The 18,378-nt window shown below is 74.0% G+C and carries 17 protein-coding genes, 1 other RNA gene and 1 pseudogene; 9 read left to right on the forward strand and 10 right to left on the reverse strand.

What is annotated here, in order from left to right; translation table 11 throughout:
* Positions 1 to 243: 243 nt before the first annotated feature.
* A complete protein-coding gene (locus JEK78_RS16675) occupies positions 244 to 933 on the reverse strand; it encodes a class I SAM-dependent methyltransferase (RefSeq protein ID WP_200260183.1) in 690 nt (229 codons plus the stop codon).
* 408 nt (positions 934 to 1,341) lie between these two features.
* Between JEK78_RS16675 and JEK78_RS16680 the strand changes: the two genes are divergently transcribed.
* Positions 1,342 to 2,790: an MFS transporter gene (locus JEK78_RS16680; protein ID WP_200260186.1), complete on the forward strand. Its 1,449-nt coding sequence runs from the start codon at positions 1,342 to 1,344 to the stop codon at positions 2,788 to 2,790.
* Between the two features lie 42 nt (positions 2,791 to 2,832).
* On the opposite strand, the gene JEK78_RS16685 is transcribed toward JEK78_RS16680, so the two are convergent.
* The 3 genes from JEK78_RS16685 to JEK78_RS16695 form a co-directional block, all read right to left on the reverse strand.
* Positions 2,833 to 3,021: a hypothetical protein gene (locus JEK78_RS16685; protein WP_200260188.1), complete on the reverse strand. Its 189-nt coding sequence runs from the start codon at positions 3,019 to 3,021 to the stop codon at positions 2,833 to 2,835.
* Between the two features lie 275 nt (positions 3,022 to 3,296).
* Positions 3,297 to 3,974 carry a TetR family transcriptional regulator gene (locus tag JEK78_RS16690; protein WP_200260191.1) on the reverse strand — a complete coding sequence of 226 codons (678 nt, stop codon included), beginning with the start codon at positions 3,972 to 3,974 and terminating at the stop codon, positions 3,297 to 3,299.
* A gap of 256 nt (positions 3,975 to 4,230) precedes the next feature.
* Positions 4,231 to 5,232, reverse strand: a complete 1,002-nt coding sequence (locus JEK78_RS16695; protein WP_200260194.1) for an NADP-dependent oxidoreductase — start codon at positions 5,230 to 5,232, stop codon at positions 4,231 to 4,233.
* 385 nt (positions 5,233 to 5,617) lie between these two features.
* Here JEK78_RS16695 and JEK78_RS16700 point away from each other — a divergent pair, with 385 nt between their 5' ends.
* From JEK78_RS16700 to JEK78_RS16710, 3 genes are all read left to right on the forward strand, one after another.
* Positions 5,618 to 6,478, forward strand: a complete 861-nt coding sequence (locus JEK78_RS16700) for a MaoC/PaaZ C-terminal domain-containing protein (protein WP_200260197.1) — start codon at positions 5,618 to 5,620, stop codon at positions 6,476 to 6,478.
* 34 nt (positions 6,479 to 6,512) lie between these two features.
* A complete protein-coding gene (locus JEK78_RS16705) occupies positions 6,513 to 7,589 on the forward strand; it encodes an alcohol dehydrogenase catalytic domain-containing protein (RefSeq protein ID WP_200260200.1) in 1,077 nt (358 codons plus the stop codon).
* 121 nt (positions 7,590 to 7,710) lie between these two features.
* On the forward strand, positions 7,711 to 8,727 hold the full coding sequence (locus JEK78_RS16710) for a 3-oxoacyl-ACP reductase (RefSeq protein WP_200260203.1): 1,017 nt from the start codon (positions 7,711 to 7,713) through the stop codon (positions 8,725 to 8,727).
* Between the two features lie 35 nt (positions 8,728 to 8,762).
* Here JEK78_RS16710 and JEK78_RS16715 read toward each other — a convergent pair whose 3' ends face one another.
* Together JEK78_RS16715 and JEK78_RS16720 are read right to left on the reverse strand one after the other, a co-directional pair.
* Positions 8,763 to 8,930: a hypothetical protein gene (locus tag JEK78_RS16715; protein ID WP_200260205.1), complete on the reverse strand. Its 168-nt coding sequence runs from the start codon at positions 8,928 to 8,930 to the stop codon at positions 8,763 to 8,765.
* Between the two features lie 93 nt (positions 8,931 to 9,023).
* A complete protein-coding gene (locus JEK78_RS16720; protein WP_200260208.1) occupies positions 9,024 to 10,274 on the reverse strand; it encodes a hypothetical protein in 1,251 nt (416 codons plus the stop codon).
* Between the two features lie 198 nt (positions 10,275 to 10,472).
* Here JEK78_RS16720 and JEK78_RS16725 point away from each other — a divergent pair, with 198 nt between their 5' ends.
* Genes JEK78_RS16725 through JEK78_RS16735 form a run of 3 tightly spaced genes read left to right on the forward strand, consistent with a single transcriptional unit; the run spans position 10,473 to position 13,558 of the window.
* Positions 10,473 to 11,360, forward strand: a complete 888-nt coding sequence (locus JEK78_RS16725; protein WP_200260211.1) for a Nif3-like dinuclear metal center hexameric protein — start codon at positions 10,473 to 10,475, stop codon at positions 11,358 to 11,360.
* Positions 11,357 to 12,100: a C4-type zinc ribbon domain-containing protein gene (locus JEK78_RS16730; RefSeq protein WP_200264217.1), complete on the forward strand. Its 744-nt coding sequence runs from the start codon at positions 11,357 to 11,359 to the stop codon at positions 12,098 to 12,100. The genes JEK78_RS16725 and JEK78_RS16730 overlap by 4 nt, the downstream gene beginning before the upstream one ends.
* 30 nt (positions 12,101 to 12,130) lie before the next feature.
* Complete coding sequence (locus tag JEK78_RS16735) at positions 12,131 to 13,558, forward strand: bifunctional RNase H/acid phosphatase (RefSeq protein WP_200260214.1); 1,428 nt, start codon at positions 12,131 to 12,133, stop codon at positions 13,556 to 13,558.
* A 17-nt stretch (positions 13,559 to 13,575) separates the two neighbouring features.
* Here JEK78_RS16735 and yaaA read toward each other — a convergent pair whose 3' ends face one another.
* The 3 genes from yaaA to JEK78_RS16750 form a co-directional block, all read right to left on the reverse strand.
* Positions 13,576 to 14,358 carry a peroxide stress protein YaaA gene (gene yaaA / locus JEK78_RS16740; protein ID WP_200260217.1) on the reverse strand — a complete coding sequence of 261 codons (783 nt, stop codon included), beginning with the start codon at positions 14,356 to 14,358 and terminating at the stop codon, positions 13,576 to 13,578.
* Positions 14,359 to 14,467: 109 nt separating this feature from the next.
* A complete protein-coding gene (locus JEK78_RS16745; protein WP_200260220.1) occupies positions 14,468 to 15,091 on the reverse strand; it encodes a hypothetical protein in 624 nt (207 codons plus the stop codon).
* Complete coding sequence (locus JEK78_RS16750) at positions 15,088 to 15,891, reverse strand: MerR family transcriptional regulator (RefSeq protein WP_200260223.1); 804 nt, start codon at positions 15,889 to 15,891, stop codon at positions 15,088 to 15,090. Before JEK78_RS16750 ends, JEK78_RS16745 begins: the two co-directional genes overlap by 4 nt.
* Before the next feature lie 180 nt (positions 15,892 to 16,071).
* Here JEK78_RS16750 and rnpB point away from each other — a divergent pair.
* Positions 16,072 to 16,473, forward strand: an RNA gene (rnpB, locus tag JEK78_RS16755) — RNase P RNA component class A.
* Between the two features lie 1,373 nt (positions 16,474 to 17,846).
* Here the strand turns inward: rnpB and JEK78_RS16760 are convergent.
* Positions 17,847 to 18,062: a hypothetical protein gene (locus tag JEK78_RS16760; RefSeq protein WP_200260226.1), complete on the reverse strand. Its 216-nt coding sequence runs from the start codon at positions 18,060 to 18,062 to the stop codon at positions 17,847 to 17,849.
* Positions 18,063 to 18,218: 156 nt separating this feature from the next.
* On the opposite strand from JEK78_RS16760, the pseudogene JEK78_RS16765 reads away from it, so the two are divergent.
* Positions 18,219 to 18,368, forward strand: a pseudogene (locus tag JEK78_RS16765) (thymidine kinase); the annotation flags it as partial.
* Positions 18,369 to 18,378 lie beyond the last annotated feature (10 nt).

Here is an 18,378-nt window from a genome sequence, read left to right on the forward strand (position 1 = left end):
CGTCGCCGTCGGTGAGGCGTCGCCGTCGCCCCGGGCCGTGAGGTCCGAGACGAGCGGGGGTGGGGCCCTCGTCGGGGCGACACTACCGCCCGGAGAACGGGCCTGTCCGCCCGGACCAGCGCGTCGGCGTCGGCGTCGGCTTCCCCGGCTTCCGTGCGAGACGGTGCGGGCACCTTCGGCCGCCGGCCGGGCGCCGCCCGCACCCGGGCGGTGGCCCAGGCGCCCACAGGCGGGCGGCTTCGCTCAGACCGGACCCGGAGTCGTCCGGCGCAGCACCCGGAGCGAGCCCGTCGCCGAGACCTCCGAGAACGCGCCCGAGGCCACGGCCCGCCGGTGGACGCGGTAGGGGGCCTGGCCCGTGAACTCGTCGGCCGGCTCCGGGAAGACGTCGTGGATGGCCAGGAGGCCGCCGACGGCCACGTGCGGGGCCCATCCCTCGTAGTCGGCCGTGGCGTGCTCGTCGGTGTGCCCGCCGTCGACGAACACCATGCCGAGCGGAGTGCCCCACAGGGCGGCTATCCGCGGGGATCGACCCACCAGGGCCACCACGTGATCCTCCAGTCCGGCCCGGTGCAGCGTGCGACGGAAGGTCGGCAGCGTGTCCATCAGGCCCACCTCCGCGTCCACCGTGCCAGGGTCGTGGTACTCCCAACCGGGCTGCTGTTCCTCGCTGCCGCGATGGTGGTCGACGGTGAGCGCGGTGACCCCCGCCCGGCGGGCGGCGTCGGCCAGCAGGATCGTCGAACGCCCGCAGTAGGTGCCGATCTCCAGCAAGGGCAGCCCGAGAAGGCCGGCCTCCGTCGCCGCCGCGTGCAGCGCCAGCCCCTCGTCGACCGGCATGAAGCCCTTCGCCGACGCGAAGGCGTCCAGCACCTCCGGACCGGGACCGGGCCCCGGGGCGTCGGTGGGGTGGGAATCGGGAGCCTCGGCCATGGCGCGCGGTCCTCTCGTTCGGGTGACGGGACGGGCCCCGCGAGCCCGGCCGTGCGAGACGCCGACCGGCGCGCGGGAGAAGCCGAACGGGTGGGCCCACCCGACCGGCGGCAAGCGGGGCGGCGCGGACCGACCGCCCCGGGCCATCGTGTCGCATCGACCGACACCCGCGACGAGGAGGGGCCCGCGGACCCCCTCGACCGGCGCCGCGCCCCCGCCTCCCCGACAGGGCGCGGCGCGGCGCCCCGGCCCGCCGTGCCGCCCGATCGGCCGGGCCCCGGGCGGCCCCCCGAAACGCCCCGAGGGAACCGCCGATCGGCGCAACGAGGGAGCCCGCGCGGTCGGGATCGCGCCGGCCGGGCGTTCCTGCCGATGCCGGGGGCCGCTCCTGCTGCGAGCATGGCGGGCATGCTCGAAGCCGCCGGCGACACCCCCGCCCGAACCGCCGCCCCGGCCCGGACGCCACCCCCGACGTGGCTGGTCGTGACCCTCGCCTGCGCGGGCCAGTTCCTCGTCATACTCGACGTGTCCGTGGTGAACGTCGCCCTGCCCTCCATGCGGGCCGCGCTCGGGCTGTCCTCGCACGGGTTGCAGTGGGTGGTCAGCGCCTACGCCATCGCCTTCTCCGGCTTCATGCTCCTCGGTGGCCGGGCAGGCGACCTGTACGGACGCAAACGGATGTTCCTGGTGGGACTCGGACTGTTCACCCTTGCCTCGCTCGCCGGCGGACTGGCCCAGGAGGGCTGGCAGCTGCTCGCCGCTCGCGCGGCGCAGGGGCTGGGGGCGGCGGTGCTGGCGCCCTCCACCCTGACGCTGCTGACCGCCGCGGTCCCCGGAGGCCCGGCCCGGGCACGCGCCATCGGCACCTGGACCGCCGTCGGCGCGGGCGGCGGCGCCACCGGGGGACTGATCGGGGGGTCGCTCGTGCAGGGGCTGTCCTGGCGGTGGGTGCTGCTGATCAACGTCCCGGTCGGCGTGGTGGTGCTCGTCGCCGCCGGGGTGTGGCTCGCCGAGAGCCGCGCCGAGGCGCGGCGCCGTCTCGACCTTCCCGGCGCGGTGACGGCGACGGCCGGCCTGGCGACGCTGGCCTACGGCATCTCCCGGACCGCCACGGATGGTTGGACCTCCCCGGCAACCGTGGCGGCGCTCCTCGCGGGACCGGCCCTGATCTGCCTGTTCCTCCTCGTGGAGGCGCGGACGGCCGAACCGCTGATGCCCCTGCGGCTGCTGCGCGCCCGCGCGGTGGGATCGGCGAACGCGGCGATGCTGGTGTGCGGGTCGGCGATGTTCTGCATGTGGTTCTTCATGACCCTGTACGTGCAGAACGTCCTTGGCTACTCCCCGCTCCAGGCGGGCCTGGCGCTGATGCCCAGCTCGCTCGCGGTGGTGTGCGGCTCCAAGCTGGCGCCGCGACTGCTGCGTCTCCTGACCGAGCGTGACGTGGCGGCGCTGGGCGCGCTGGTGGCGACGACCGGTTTCGCGTGGCAGTCCACGATGCGGGTCGACACGTCGTATCTCACCGGGATCATGCTGCCCGGGGTGCTGATGATGCTGGGCGCCGGGCTCGCCTCCACCCCGCTGGCGGCGGTGGCCACGGCCGCCGTGGGGCGGGCGGACGCCGGTCTCGCCTCCGGGCTCGTGAACACCTCCCGGACGATGGGCGGCGCCCTGGGGCTCGCCACGCTGTCGACGATCGCGGCGACCCGGTCCGGCGCGAGCGCGGCGCCCGAGGCGCTCACCGAGGGCTATGCCCTGGTGTTCCGGACGTCGGCCGGCGTACTCGCCGTGGGGGCGTTGATGATCTGGGTGTGGTTGCCGGCCGGGCGCCGCCGATCGGCGATGGCCACCGCCGCCTGAGCCGGCACCGGCCGGCCCTCGTTTCGGAGGGCCTCGCCCCGGTCAGCCGTTGGCGAGGGTCACCGACACGACGATCCCCACCACGCTCCCGGCGACCGAGAAACCGACGACCACCGGGGTCGCCGGGGTGACGGTGACGGGGACCCCGTGGTCCCCGGCCCACCCGGCGTGGTCCTCGTGGAGTTCCCCTGCCAGGGCGTGGCGGCCCCGGGTGACGTCGGTGGTGATCATCGTGGTGACTCCCTCGGGTCTCGTGTCGGCACGACCGCCATCCGCCGGTGCCGCTCCTCGCCGGGTGAGGTCCCAGCCAGGTGCCGCGGGGTGTCCGGTGGCCTGTTCGAAACAGACTCGCCCACGGCGCTCGGGGGCCGTGTCCCCCCGGCGGTCGACACGTCGGGGGAAGCCCGTTCCCCCGATCGGTTGACCCGGTGACCAAGAGGACCCGGTGCCCGGCGACCGGCCGCCGGGCTCGGCGGCACGGTCGCCGCCGCGCGGGCCCCGGCCGCTCAGGGCGCGAGGGCGCGGGCGCCGCTGACCAGCAGACGGATGCCGTGGGCGTAGTAGCCGTCCGGGTCGGCGCAACCGGTCAACGGGGTCGCCGAGTCGATCACGTGAGGGTGCCGCTCCGGGTCGAGTGCCAACAGGCGGGCCCGACGCTCGCGTATCAGCCGCCCGCGCGAGTCCGGATCGCCCGGCGCGCAGGCGCGCCCAGGCTCGGTGGTGACCAGCGCGATGACCCCGTTGAGCAGGTAGTGGCTGGTGACGGCGGCGAGGGGGGCGGGGAGGCCCAGCTCGGCCAGGCGGGCCAGCAGGTACTCCGCGAGGTTCAGGCCGGGCTCGCACTCCAGCACGCGGTGTGCGGCGATCGGTGCGATCGAGGGGTGTGCTCGCAAGGCGGCGGCGGTGGCGGTCAGGGCGGCGGTCAGCCCCGCCGTCCCCTCGCCGGCCGCGTCCTGGGGCAGCCGTACGGTCTCCAGCAGCGCCTCGCCGACGGCGTCGAGCAGGGCCTCCTTGCCGTCGAAGTGCGCGTAGATGGCCATGGCCGTCACCCCGTGGCGCTGGGCCAACCGCCGGATCGTGACGGCCTCCAGCCCTTCCGCGTCGGCCAGTTCCGTGGCGCCGGTCACCAACGTCGCTCGCGACAGGCGCGCCCTGGGGCGTCGCGGACGTGCCGTGGAGGTCAAGGCGTCTCCTTCGTGGACGGGAGGTGCGGGAACCCGGGCTCGGGCGGGCCCCGGCGCCACTCGGGGTGGACCCCGAGCGCTCCGGGCGTGGATCGGCACCTGGGGTCTCCTGGGGGGTGCCGGTCACCCGAGGGCGGGCCGGGGCGCTCGCGTGTCGGGAGGGCCCCCGGGCGGTGTGTCCCGTCGCCCGACTCTACGGGACCGAGGCGTCTCGCACGGGGGACCCTTCGCCGGCCGGCCGGCGTCCCCCACCGGCTCACGGGAACTCGACGACGACCTTGCCCTTGGCGCGTCCCCGCCCGAGGTGGGCGAAGGCGTCCGCGATCTCTTCGAACGGGAACACCCGGTCGGTCACGGTCTTCAGCTGCCCGGCGTCCACGAGGTCGGCCAGCACCCGCAGATCGGCCCCGCTGGGGTGCATGAAGAGGTAGCGGTAGGTCGCCCCGTGGGCCTTCGCCTGCCGTCGGGTCTTGGCGCTGATCAGGGTGAACAGGCCCGCGACGAGAGGACCCGCCGCCAGGTCCCGGGCGGCCCCGCGCTCGGGCACGCCGGCGATGGACACCACCGTGGCGCCGGGCTTGACGACGGAGAAGGCGTCCACCAGGTCCTCGCCGCCGACCAGGTCGAGGGCCGCGTCGTAGTCGCGCAGGACGTCCTTGAACCGCGTGGTGCGGTAGTCGACGACGGTCTCCGCGCCGAGGGAGCGGACCAGTTCCTCGCCGGCCGGGGACGCGGTCGTGGCGACGTGGGCTCCCATGGACACGGCGAGCTGGATGGCGATCGTGCCGACACCGCCGGCCCCGCCGGAGATGAAGACCCGGTCCCCTTCCTTGACGCTCAGCTCGTCGCGCAGGGCCTGGAGCGCGGTCAGCCCGACCAGGGGCAGTCCGGCGGCCTGGGTGAAGTCCAGGGATCGGGGCATCGGTGCGAGGAGGTCCGCCGCGACGACGGCGTGCGAGGCGAAGGCTCCCGGCTTCCTGACGTCCAGCCGGGCGAAGACCCGGTCTCCGACGGCGAAGTCGTCGACACCAGGGCCGACGGCCTCCACCGTTCCCGCCAGCTCGCTGCCGGCGACGCCGGGCAGGTCCAGTCGGACCACCATGCGCATCTTGCCCTGGCGGATCAGCCCGTCGACCGGGTTGAGGCCCGCGGCCCGGACCCGGACGAGGACCTCTCCGGGGCCGGGGGAGGGCCGGGGTACCTCCATGAGGCGCATGACGTCCGCGTCGCCGTACTTGGTCTGCACATAGGCCCGCATGGCCGTCTCCTTCTCGGTGGTTCTCGTCTGCTCGGGGGCGCGCGCCGCCGTCGATGACACTGTACATGTACGCCGTACATGTACAACGTACGTGCGGGTCGTTGTGGCGACCCTCACGTCGGGCGCGTGCGTGAGGGGTCGGCACGGGCGACCCTCGCGCCGGGCGTCGGTCGATCCGGGACCTCGGGCCCCGGCTCGCGGTGGGCCCGCGTCCCGGGAGGAAGAGTGACGAGGCGTCACCGGGGTTCCCATCCGCGTGCCGCTCGGCTATACAGGCCCCCTCGGACCGGAGCGCGTTCCGGCCCGCTTCTCGGGGCGGCTCCGGCGCGGTCGCCGGCGCGAGACGGTCGTGCCGGGGTTCCGACCGGACGGGGACGGGAGACCCATGCCCATCGACGCAGCCGCGGCCCTCGCCGCCGCACCGCGCTCCCGGGAGATCTCCTGGGACGCCAAGGACGTCCAGCTCTACCACCTGGGCATCGGGGCGGGCGTACCCGCCACCGACCCACGCGAGTTGCGCTACACCCTGGAGTCCCGGCTCCACGTCCTGCCGAGCTTCGCCACCGTCGCCGGGCCCGGGGCGGGGGGCGGGACGGACGGGCTGTCCCTGCCCGGCGTCGAGGTCGACCTCGCCCGGGTGCTCCACGGCGCGCAGCTGTTGCGGCTGGCCCGACCCATCCCCGTCCGAGGGACGGCGACCGCCGTCTCGCGGATCGCGGCGGTCCACGACAAGGGCACCGCCGCCGTCCTGGTCCTGCGCACCGACGTCGCCGACGCCGAGGGCGCGCTGTGGTCCGCCGACGCGCACATCTTCCTGCGCGGCGAGGGCGGCTGGGGTGGTGGCCGGGGGCCCTCCGGACGGCTCGCCGACCCTGTCGGGGAACCCGCGGCGACCGTCGAGCGCCACCTGCGGGAGGACCAGGCGCTGCTGTACCGGCTGTCGGGCGACCTGAACCCGCTCCACGCCGATCCCGACTTCGCGGCCGGCGCCGGCTTCGACCGGCCGGTCCTGCACGGGCTGTGTACCTACGGCGTCACGCTCAAGGCCGTCGTCGACACGGTGCTGGACGGGGAGGTGAATCGGGTGCGAGAGTACCGGACACGCTTCGCCGGGATCGCCTATCCGGGCGAGACGCTGCGGATCCGCCTCTGGCGGGAGCGCGACGACACCGTGCGCGTCGTCGTGTGCTCCGTCGAACGGTCGGACGCCGCCGTTCTCACCGACACCGTCGTCCGGCACCTCTGACAGCCGTCGGACTCATCGAGGGGAGACCAGCGCCGTGCGGGCAGCCGTATTGCGGGAGATCGGCCAGGACGAGCTGGAGGTCCTCGACGACGTCGAGGCGGTGGGCTTCGGCCCCGGCAAGGTGCGCGTGCGGATCAGGGCCGCCGGGCTGTGCCACTCCGACCTGTCGGCCATGAGCGGGGTGCTGCCGCAGGCGGCGCCGTTCGTGCCCGGTCACGAGGGGGCGGGCGAGGTCGTGGAGGTGGGGCCGGGTGTCACCGGCGTCGCCCCCGGGGACCATGTGGTGGTCTGTTGGCTGCCCGCCTGCGGTGCCTGCCCCTCCTGCCGACGCGGCCAGACCGAGCTGTGCCTCTCGGGCTTCCTCAACGCCGGCACCCCGAACTTTCGGCGTGGCGAGACCGACGTGTTCGGCTTCGCCGGCACCGGGACGTTCGCCGAGGAGGTCGTCGTCGACGCCGGGTGCGCGGTGCCGGTGCCGAGCGACGTGCCGTTCGACATCGCCGCCCTGATCGGCTGTGGGGTCACCACCGGGCTCGGGGCCGCGCTGAACACCGCCAAGGTGGAGGCCGGTTCGTCCGTCGCCGTGATCGGCTGCGGCGGGGTCGGCGTCTCCGTCGTCCAAGGTGCCCGGGTGGCCGGCGCCGCCCGCATCGTGGCCGTGGACCCGGTCGCCTCCCGCCGGAAGACCGCCCTTGCCTTCGGCGCCACCCGGGCCGTCGCACCGGAGGAACTGTCCGACGCCAAGGCCGAGACGGAGGGCGGCGAGGGCTTCGACCACGTGTTCGAGGTTGTCGGGAAGTCCACCACCGCCCGAGCCGCCTACGACGCCACGCGACGCGGCGGGACCATGGTCGTCGTCGGGGCCGGCGCCGTGGACGACGTCCTCGGACTCAACATGTTCGAGCTGTTCTTCGACGAGAAGCGCATCCTGCCCTCGCTCTACGGCGGAGGCGACGTGCGGCGTTCCTACCGGCGGACCATCGCCCTGTGGCGCTCCGGCCGCATCGACCTCGCCGGCATGATCACCCACCGGGTGTCGCTGGCGCGGATCGACGAGGCGCTGCAACAGATGCGCACCGGCGCCGCGCTGCGCACCTGCGTCGAGATCTGAACCGACGCCGGTGCGGGGCCCGACCGCCCCGTGTGGCCGCTCCCGGGGCGAGCGCCGGCGCGGACCCCGACGTCGCGGCCCGGGCAGGCAGGGGCGCGACCCAGACGAACCGGAGGCGCTCATGGCACGGCCGCTTCACGGAAGGTCCGCGATCGTCACCGGAGCCGGGCGAGGGCTCGGCCGGGCCGAGGCCGCGGAGTTGGCCCGACTGGGGGCGTCCGTCGTCGTCAACGACCATGGACGCCCCGGTCGGGACGGCTCCGGCGCCGTCGACCCGACCCCCGCCGAGAGCGTGGCCGAGGAGATCCGCGCCGCCGGGGGCACCGCCCTCGCCCACACGGGCGACATCGCCGACTTCGCCGTCGCCCGGGACCTGGTCGGCCACGCCGTCGACGCCTTCGGCGGCCTCGACATCCTGGTGAACAACGCCGGCATCCTCCGCGACCGCATGGTGTTCTCCATGACCGAGGACGAGTGGGACGCCGTCGTCCGGGTCCACCTGAAGGGGCACTTCAACACCGTCCGCTTCGCCGCCGCGCACTGGCGCGAGCAATCCAAGGCGACCGGTGCCCCGACCTACGGGAGGATCGTCAACACCTCCTCGGAGGCGTTCCTCGCGGGCTCCGCCGGGCAGCCCAACTACGCGGCGGCGAAAGGCGGGATCGTCGGACTGACCACCTCCACGGCCCACGCGCTGGCCAGGTACGGCGTCACCGTCAACGCGATCTGCCCGCGTGCCCGGACCCGGATGACCAGGGACGTCTTCGGCCCGGCCGACGCCGCCGGCGGGCTCGATCCCCTCGCCGTCGAACACGTGGCGCCGCTGGTGGGCTATCTGGCCTCACCCGGCGCCGGGCGGGTCAACGGTCAGGTGTTCGTCGTGCACGGCGGCATGGTCGCCGTCCTCGAACGACCGCGCGTGGCCGCCATGTTCCACAGCTCGGGCGAGACCTTCGGCCACGAGGAGTTGGGCCGGGTCCTCACCCCGTACTTCGCCGAACGCGAGCCGGGGGAGTCGTTCGCCGCGGTGGAGGTGCTACGGCTTCGGCGCACCGCCCCGGCCGCGGGCGGCCCGGCGCTCGACGGGGGCGGGGAGGACGCCCGCCCGGACGGCGACGGCCCCGCCCGCCGAAACTGACGGACGGGGCCGCGCCCCGATGTGACGGCCCGCCCTCAGGCAGCCGCCTCGGTCTCCCCGGCCGGCTTGCGGTGGCGACCCCGAGGGGTCGCCTCGCCCCCGCCGGTGGAAACCGGACCGCGGTGACGGCCGTGACCGGCCGCGATCTCCCGAACGTCGGCACGCTCACCCGGCGCGCGCTCGTCGGTGCTGGCGTAGCTCATGAGAAACTCACCCCGTCGACATGATCTTTCGAGCAGCCGAGCGAGTGTAACCGGCCGGGCACGGCATGGATTCGGCCGTCGGGGCAACCGCGACTAGTTCGTTACCAGACCCGCCAACGGGGCCTGCTGCAACGGCACCGGGCGGGGCCCGACACCGGCGGCGGACGCTTGCCCGGCCGTCGCCCACGCGGCGGGCCAACTTCCCGCGGGGCGGGCGGGCGTCACCCGTGCCGGGCGGGCGCTCGGCGTCCCCGAGGGGCGGACCGCCCCGTCCTGTCCGGGCCTCGCGCCGCCGCCGGCCGGCCCGGCCGAATCCGGAACCGGCGGGGTCAGTCGGGCCACCCCGCACGTCGACTCCGTCGCGGCGTAGGGCAATTGCAGGACCCCGTCCGACGTCCAGGTCCCGCCGCCGGTCAACCACCCCCGCGGAGGGCGTAGATGATGCACCCTCCGCTCGGCCGGCCGCCACACGGCCACCCAACTGCCCAGCGGTCCGTCAAGGCGCAGGGCGACCGCGCATCGCTCCGGGGTGAGCGACTGCCCCGGCTGGATGGCGAAGGGCGTCACGGTGCACCCCGGCAGCCGCAGGCAGGCGGGGAAGCGCACCGGCCGGGAACTGCCCAGCACCCCCCAACCCAGGCCGGGCGGGGCGCCGGGGGCGGGGGCGTCCGAACGCAGGACCAGCAGGCCGCTGTCCGGGTCGGCCAGCAGCACCCGGTCGTCGCTGTCCGGCGCGATCTGCAGCAGCGGGGACACCTCGCCGCCCCGAGCCAGGTCCACCACGACGGTCTTGGTGCGCCCGTCGATCTCCCGGTCCAGCGCCAGTATCCGGGCCGAGTGGTCCAGCCACACGCCGCCCGAGCAACGCCCCGGCACCTCGGCCAGCGGTTCGGGACCCGCCCGACCGCCGGCCACCAGCCACACTGAGGTCGCGTGCCGGCCGTGCGCGAGGGCGTAGGCCCGGGTGCCGTCGGACACCGGAGGGAGCAACCGCATTCCGGGGTTCTCCCGGGGGCACTCCACCACGCCCAGCGGCAGCTCCCCGGTGCCCGGACCGGTGGGGTAGAGGAGCGCGAACAGATGGCGCCCCGCTCCGCGCCGGTGCACGAGGACGCGGCCGTCGCCCATCGGCATCAGCCCGGTGCCGGGCGCCTCCGGCCGGCCGCGCGGCAGCGGCACCGCGTACGGCTCGGGGCCGTCCAGCGTCCATCGCTCGGCGTACCGGGCGTCTCCCCGGCGGGCCAGCCGCGCGGCGTACGCGCCGTCGGCGGTGATGCTGCACGCCGCGCGCGGCCCCTCGGGAACCCCGGGGTCCACCGAGGGGTCGATGGCACAGGCTGTCATCGTTCGGTCACCTCCTGTGACGAAGGTAGTTTTCGCTCGTACCACATGGCGCCCTCGGCCCTGTGCTTCACACGTACGGGTGGTGCAGGAACGATTCATCCGACGGGTGCGGAGTGTCGCGCGAGGGGCGGGAGGAAAGCCCGATCCGATCCGACGGCGGCGGTACGGGCGACCGGAACGGCCGGGTAGCCTTGCCCCGTGCCCCGTCTGTGTGAAGTCACCGCCGCGCTGGACAAGCTCTGGCCCGCCGAGCGCGCCGAGCCCTGGGACGCGGTCGGCACGGTCGCCGGCGACCCGGACCAGGAGGTCACCCGGGTCCTGTTCGCCGTCGACCCCGTCCAGGAGATCGTCGACGAGGCGGTGCGGCTCGACGCCGGTCTGCTCGTCACCCACCACCCGCTCTACCTGCGCGGGACGACCACGGTGGCCGCCTCGCACTTCAAGGGACGGGTGATCCACACACTGATCGGCAACGGGGTCGCGCTGCACGTCGCGCACACCAACGCCGACACCGCCGACCCCGGCGTGTCCGACGCGCTCGCCGCCGCGCTCGGCCTCCGCGTCACCGGCCCCCTCCTGCCCGACCCCACCGACCCGCGAGGCAGCCGCGGACTCGGTCGGATCTGCGTCCCGGACGCGCCCACGACCGTCCGCGAACTCGCCGACCGCGCCGCCGCTCGCCTGCCCGCCACCGCGCAGGGCGTCCGGGTGGCCGGCGACCCGGACGCGGTGGTCCGCACCGTCGCCGTCAGCGGCGGCTCCGGGGACAGCCTCCTCGACCGGGTACGCGCCGTCGGCGCCGACGCCTTCCTCACCGCCGACCTCCGCCACCACCCCACCTCGGAGGCCCGCGCCCAGGGCCCCCTCGCCCTGCTCGACGCCGCCCACTGGGCCACCGAACACCCCTGGTGCGAGCTGGCCGCCGGGCAACTCCGCGAGATCTCCGACCGACACGGCTGGGACCTGCGCGTCCACGTCTCGACCACCGTCACCGACCCGTGGACCGCGCACGCGGCATCCGCCCCCACCCCCTCGACCAGCGTCCCGAACGACCCCTCCGACCCGAACGCAGGAGCCCCCAACTGAACGCCGAGCCCGCCGACCAGATCCGACTCCTCGACGTCCAGGCCCTCGACGTCCGTCTGCAACAGCTCGCGCACCGCCGCAAGTCGCTGCCCGAGCACGCCGAACTGGACTCGCTCACCAAGGACCACCAGCAACTGCGCGACCTGCTCGTGGCCGCGCAGACCGAGGAGAGCGACTGCGCCCGCGAGCAGACCAAGGCCGAGCAGGACGTGGACCAGGTGCGCGGTCGCGCCGCCCGCGACCAGCAACGCCTGGACTCCGGTGCCGTCACCTCCCCGAAGGACCTGGAGAACCTCCAACACGAGATCACCTCACTCGCCCGCCGCCAAGGAGCGCTGGAGGACGTCGTCCTGGAGGTGATGGAGCGCCGCGAGTCCGCCCAGGAACGCGTCGCCGAGCTGACCGAACGGGTCGCCTCCCTCCAGGAGAGGATCGACGAGGCCACCGCGCGCCGCGACGCCGCCTTCCGGGAGATCGACGACGAGGCCACGACGGTCACCAAGGAGCGCGGGGTCGTCGCCGCCGCCGTCCCCGCCGACCTGATGAAGCTCTACGACAAGCTCCGGGACCAACAGGGCGGCATCGGCGCCGCCAGGCTCCATCAGCGCACCTGCCAGGGATGCCGGCAGGAGTTGGCCATCACCGAGCTGAACGAGATCCGCTCCGCCGCACCCGACTACGTGGCCCGGTGCGAGAACTGCCGCCGCATCCTGGTCCGCACGACCGAGTCGGGCCTGTAGGCCGGGCCGGTAGGGACGAGGAGGCGATCGGTGCGCGCGTCGGGAGCGGGTCGACAGGACGTCGGGCGGGGACCGGAGCCGGGCCGACCGGAAACGTCCCCGCCCGCCGAGGCCGGGTCCGCGCGGACCGGCCGCGAGTTCGTCGTCGAGGCGGACGGCGGGTCGCGAGGCAACCCCGGCCCGGCCGGGTACGGGGCCGTGGTCCGGGACGCGGAGACCGGCCGCACCCTCGCCGAGACCGCCGAGTACCTCGGCACCACCACCAACAACGCCGCCGAGTACCGGGGGCTCCTCGCCGGACTGCGGGCCGCGCGCCGACTCGACCCGACCGCGAGGGTGCGGGTCCGGATGGACTCCAGGCTCGTCGTCGAGCAGATGTCGGGCCGCTGGAAGATCAAACACCCCGACCTCCGCCGCATCGCCGCCGAGGCCGCCGGGATCCTGCCGGCCGACCGCGTGACCTACGAGTGGATCCCCCGGAAGGACAACGGGCACGCCGACCGCCTTGCCAACGAGGCCATGGACGCGGGCGCGCGCGGCGAGCGGTGGTCCGCCCCGTCCCCCACCGCGACCCCGGACACCACCGGGAACCCCGGACCGCGCGACGCCCCGGCGGGCCCCTCCGACGACGCCCCGGCGGACGACCCGGGAGGCGAACCGACGGGCGCCGAGAACACCTCGACCGGCGACCGGCCCCCCGGCCCGGTCGCGGACCCCGCGGCCGACCCCGCGCACCCGGACCGATCCGCCCTCGCGGGCGCGCCCGCCGTCCGGACGGGCGCCCGCGCCGCCGCCGAGAAGGTGGCCACGCGCGGGTGGGGACCACCGGACCTCGGGCCGCCCGCCACCTTCGTCCTGCTCCGGCACGGGGAGACCGCGCTCACCCCGATGAAGCGCTTCTCCGGCAGCGGTGGCGGCGATCCCACCCTTTCCGACGTCGGCAGGGAACAGGCCGAGGCGACGGCCGCGGCACTGGCACGACGCGGCACCATCGAGACGGTCGTCTCCTCGCCGCTCGCCCGGGCCAGGGAGACCGCGGCCGTGGTCGCCGATCGCCTGGGCCTCGCCATGACCGTGGACGACGGCCTTCGGGAGACCGACTTCGGCGCCTGGGAGGGACTCACCTTCGCCGAGGTCGGCGAACGCCACCCCGACGACCTCGCCGCCTGGCTCGCCTCCCCCGAGGTGGCGCCCACCGGTGGCGGCGAGTCCTTCGCCGAGACGGCGATCCGGGTCGCCGCCACGCGGGACCGACTGGTCGAGGCCCACCGGGGCCGCACCGTCCTGCTGGTCTCCCACGTGACCCCGATCAAGACCCTGGTCCGCCTCGCCCTCGGCGCCCCGCCGGAAGCGCTGTACCGCATGGAACTGTCCGCGGCCTCCCTGTCGGCCATCGCCTACTACGCGGACGGCAACACCGGCCTGCGCCTCCTCAACGACACCTCCCACCTGCGCTGAGGGCGCCCGCCCACCAGTCAGCGCACCCGCTCCACCAGGACGTCCAGGGCCCAGCCCTTCCCCGGACGCTCGGGCGCTCGCGCCTCCACGTCGTACCCCAGGTCGCGCAGCGCCTCCACTAGCTCGGCGGGGCCCTCGGGATCGACGCCCGACGTCAACAGGTCACGTGTGAGGCGCCCCTTGGTCGCCTTGTTGAAGTGACTCACCACCTTGCGCGTCGGCCCGTGCAGCACGCGCACGGTCGCCGAGCGGGAGGCGATGTCGCCGCCCGGCCGCCACGCCGCGGCATAGGCCGCCGAACGCAGGTCCAACAGCGGGCCGGCCCCCACCGCATCGGGCAACACCTCGGCCATCGGCGCTCGCCAGTGCCGGGCCAACGCCCCGACGCCGGGCAGATCGACGCCCATCGAGCACCGGTAGGACGGAACACGGTCCGTCAACCGGACCGCGCCCCACAGGCCGGAGAAGACCAACAGCGACCGCGCGGCCCGCGCCTCGGCCGCGGGATCGAGCGTGGCGGGCGACAGGGCCTCGTACAGGACCCCGGTGTACACCTCGCCCGCGGGCCGCGCGCCGGCCGTCCGCAGCGCCGCGTTCACCGCGACCTCGCCGCGCAGTCGTTCACCCAGCCCGAGGACGGTCCGCGCCTTCTCCTCGTCGTTCGCGCACAACTCGACCAGGGCGTCCAGGACCGCCGCGCGAGCGCCGGCGAGACCGGGCAGGGACAGCGCCTCCGGCCTGAGCGGCGCGCCGGCGCCGGGTGGCGCCTTCCCCTCGGACGGTGGCAGCAGGACAAGCACGCGTACTCCTTCGCTCCGAAGCCCCTCGTCAGCCTACGACGTCCGCGCCCCGGCGCCCTCCTCCAGGGGTCCCGCGAGGTCCCGGGCCCCTCCCCTCGGCCCGCCCCCGTCAAGCGTCCGCGCCCCCGCCGAGGGCGGCCGACCGGGCCGCCTCCACGGCGCTCACGAGCGCGTCGGGGTCGTTCGCGTGGAAGCGCACCACCCGCACGGGCCGCCGACGCCCGAGGAACGAGACATGGGTGACCGGCGCGGCGAGTTCCAGGGTGAGCGACGTCATCGCGCCGACGGACACGTCCAACGCCTCGTCCACCGCCCCGCCCCGCGCTCCGCCCGGCCCGACGGAGCGCTCGTGCCTGATGGCCGTGATCGCCCGCAGGGGCACGCGCAGGTCGAGGTGGGCGCCCCGGCGGACGCGCAGCACCCCGCCGGAGGAGTCCAACACGTGCGGCCGCACCACACAAGCCGCGTGGAACGCGGTGACCAGCCCGACCGAGTACAGGTCGACCACCAGCATCACATGGTGTGCGGTCGGCCAGGGGCGCAGCAGCAGCGCCATCATCACCGTCTCGACGACGCACACGAAGCCGAGCCCGAGCATCATCGGCCCCTCGCCCCGCTGATAGCCGAAGTGCCGGGTGCCGTCTCCGGTGTTGGGGGTCCGCCGCAGGGCCCACCACAGGAGGCTCGTCAACAGCAGGAACTCGTGACGGACCAGCCGTCTCGCCGCCCTCACCCCAGGCCTCCGATCCCGAGCCCGATCGCCTGGCGCACGGCCTCCGCCTGTGCCGGGGCCAGGTCGTCGAGGACCGCGCGCAGGAACCCGTTCTCGCCACCCGCCCCGTCGGGCGACGCCATCTCCGGCCGCCCGGGGCGGGCGGCCTCGGCGGGCCCGGTGCTCTCCCGCACCGGGCCCGCCGGCAGGAGGTCCGCCAGCGCCCGCGCCGCCCGCGCGACCCTCGGATCGTCGGGCTCGGCGTCGGCGAGTCCGTCCAGCAGGGCGTAGCAACGCCGGGCCCGTTCCACCGCGTCCGGCGTGCTCAGCGAATCGCGCAGCATGTCCATCAGCAGGTCCCGATCCTCCGGTGCGAGGGTCGTATCCAGTACGGACAGCACCTCGCGGTCGTACACGGCTGTGCCGGAGTCCGAAGCGGGCGCGAGAGCCGCGAACACCTCCCGCAGCTCCGCGGACACCGGCCCTTCCTCGGGGAGGTCCTCGGTGAGCAGCAGGGTGCGCAACCTCGCCCGGCGGTCCTGGATCGCCGCTTCCTGGTCGGCCAGGTCGGCGTCCAACTCCCGGAGGACCTCCAGCAGGTCCTTCCCCGCCTCGTCGGACAGGACGTCCCGAATCTCGGCCAGACTCAGTCCCAGTTCGGCCAGGCGCCTGACTCTGGCGAGGACGACCATGTGCCGCAGGGTGTAGGTCCGGTAGCCGTTGCTCAGCCTCTCCGGCTCGGGGAGGAGCCGGAGATGGTGGTAGTGGCGTACGGTCCGTGTGGTGACGCCGACGACCTCGGCGAGTTCTCCGATGCGCATGACCTCACTACACACGTTGACGTCGCGGCAAGGTCAAGCGATCGGCCCGCTCGCGAGGGACCCGGGGCACGGCGTTGCCCGCCGCCGCTCGGCGGGGTGGTGCGGGAGGTAGGGGAGGGGCGGCGGGTCCGGGGAGTCGGATGGTGGCCGGCACGGGGGTAGCATGTTCGGCACGGCAGACGAGCCGGGCGGACGGCCGCGTGGGACCCCTGGCGGGTCTCCCGAGGAACGTCCGGGCTCCACAGGGCAGGGTGGTGGCCAACAGCCACCCGGGGTGACCCGCGGGACAGTGCCACAGAAAGCAGACCGCCGGGGATTTCGGTCTCCGGTAAGGGTGAAACGGTGGTGTAAGAGACCACCAGTGCCCAGGGTGACCTGGGCAGCTAGGTAAACCCCACCTGGAGCAAGGTCAAGAAGGGGGCACCTCGGTGCCTCCGCGCGGACGATCGAGGGCGGCCCGCCCGAGTCCGCGGGTAGACCGCTGGAGGCCGGTGGCAACACCGGTCCTAGATGGATGGCCGTCGCCGGCGGGACCGCGAGGACCCGCCGGAACAGAACCCGGCGTATAGCTCGGCTCGTCTGTCGGTAAGCGTGGAGGTGCCCCCTGACATGGTGTTCTGCCTGGTCAGGGGGCACCTCCACGCCTACGGGGCCGAGCGATCGTTGCTCACTCTTTGTGACCGTTCCCGGGTGTTTCTCGGTGCTGTGTGGCGATCCTGTGGCGGCGGAGAAGGTGCCGGCGAAGCGCATCGGCCTGCTCGGACCGTGGCTTCGGCGAGCTGCTCGATGCACTGCTGAACGCGGGGCGGCATCTTGGCTCATCAAGGCGGAGGCCTTCTCGCCGGAGGCTACGTCGTGGATGCCCGCATGGAGGGGCAAGGAGTAGGTGATGCAGGACGGCACCGTGGTGGAGTTCCGCTTCAACGTTTAGTGCCTGCCATAGCATCGATGTGGCGATCTGGCAAACGTGCAGGTCAGGCGGGGTCGGTCCCATTCGGGGTCGGCCCCGTCGCTGTATCCGGTGCTGGATCCGTGCTGGATTTCCTGACGTCTCGTCACCTGTCGTCATCCCTGGTCACCCGCACCGCTGCTGGATCGGTGCTGGATTGGGCTAACGGGGCATTGCGGGATAGGGGCGTATCCGGCTGCGGAATCCGTCGGCTGGGGCGTTGAGGGATGGGCGGGACTGGGGGGTGAGGTTTGTGTCGTTCGTCCGGAACTCCGGTCAGTGGTGGCGGTACGTCGCAGCCGGCGAACGGAGCCGGTCGGCATCGCGGGACGGACGTTGCCCGCAGGATTGAGTCCCAGGCGGGGGCGCAAAGCATGGCTAATCGTGCCCACGGCGCTGCCCCGAACTTCGATCTCTGCGAAGCGGACATGCACCTTCGAGATTCGCTTCGCGCTGGTCCCCGTCACCCTGTCTTTCTGCCTGGTCGGGGCTGTCGCGCCAGCAGAGGTTGCGTCCCACGTCGTGGTGTAGGGGATCAAGCGTTGAGCGTTCGGTTACGAGGCCGCTGATGATCTCCGCAGAGGCGGCAGCCCACGAGGCGCCCTGCTGAGACGAGTTGAACCCCTCGACCGACGGAGCCGTCGTCCTTGGCCTGCGGATTCCGGCACCTTGATCGGCTACACCACCCGGCGGGACGCCACCCCAGCAGAGCCTCGGGTAGTCACCGTTGCCGCACGGATCCGACGTGGGCGCCACGGCGCCATCGCCTCGCAGCGCGTCGAGATGCACCGGTAGGTCATGGGAGCTGGGGATTATTGGGACGTGCCGCCGTCCTCTTCACGGCTGTGGGCCGTGCACGGCGGATGGCTGCGGCACCGATGACGCGTTGGGCGAGGGCCCGCCACTCCGGTTCGTTTCACCCCATGCTCATCGCTCGTCCAGACCAGGACGCCATTGGGCCCTCCGACATCTTCTTCGGGGAGAACGCCCTGCTGCGCGTACCACTTCAGGCGCTGCTGCCATTGGCGGCGTATTCAGGATTGTCGAGCATGCCGAGGTGCTCCCAGAAGATGGCCGGCCCGGACAGAGGCGTGATGGTGAAGTCCGGTAGCACCGTGCGGCCGTCGCTTCCCTTGAACGGCTGCTCGTACGCCCAAGCACCAGGAGCGAGTTGTTCGAGGATGCCAGCCACGATGACTTCGTTCTTGCTGCGCACCATCACACCGTTGACCCTACGTGGACGAGCCGCGCGTCGACACGCCCGCAGTCGGCGCCACTGGGTGTCGTCACCGTGCGCGGGTCCGGGGTGGTGATGAGGTCGGTGAATCGACGGGCGGTATCGGATCGGGTGGCCCGGGTCAGTTCGATGAGGTCGTCGAGCGGGGTCGTTGTCAAAGACGTCGCCCGCACCGCCGCTGAGGTCGGCTACGAGGTCCTCTGTCGACGGCACCACCGCCGCCGCATGACCAGCGCCTCGGCGCACGCGGCGGCGCTGTCACCGGACGTGCTGCCAGTCGGGACAGAGTGAACCGAACTTG

Origin of the sequence: Streptomyces sp. HSG2 (assembly GCF_016598575.1) — a bacterium.
Classification (GTDB): domain Bacteria; phylum Actinomycetota; class Actinomycetes; order Streptomycetales; family Streptomycetaceae; genus Streptomyces.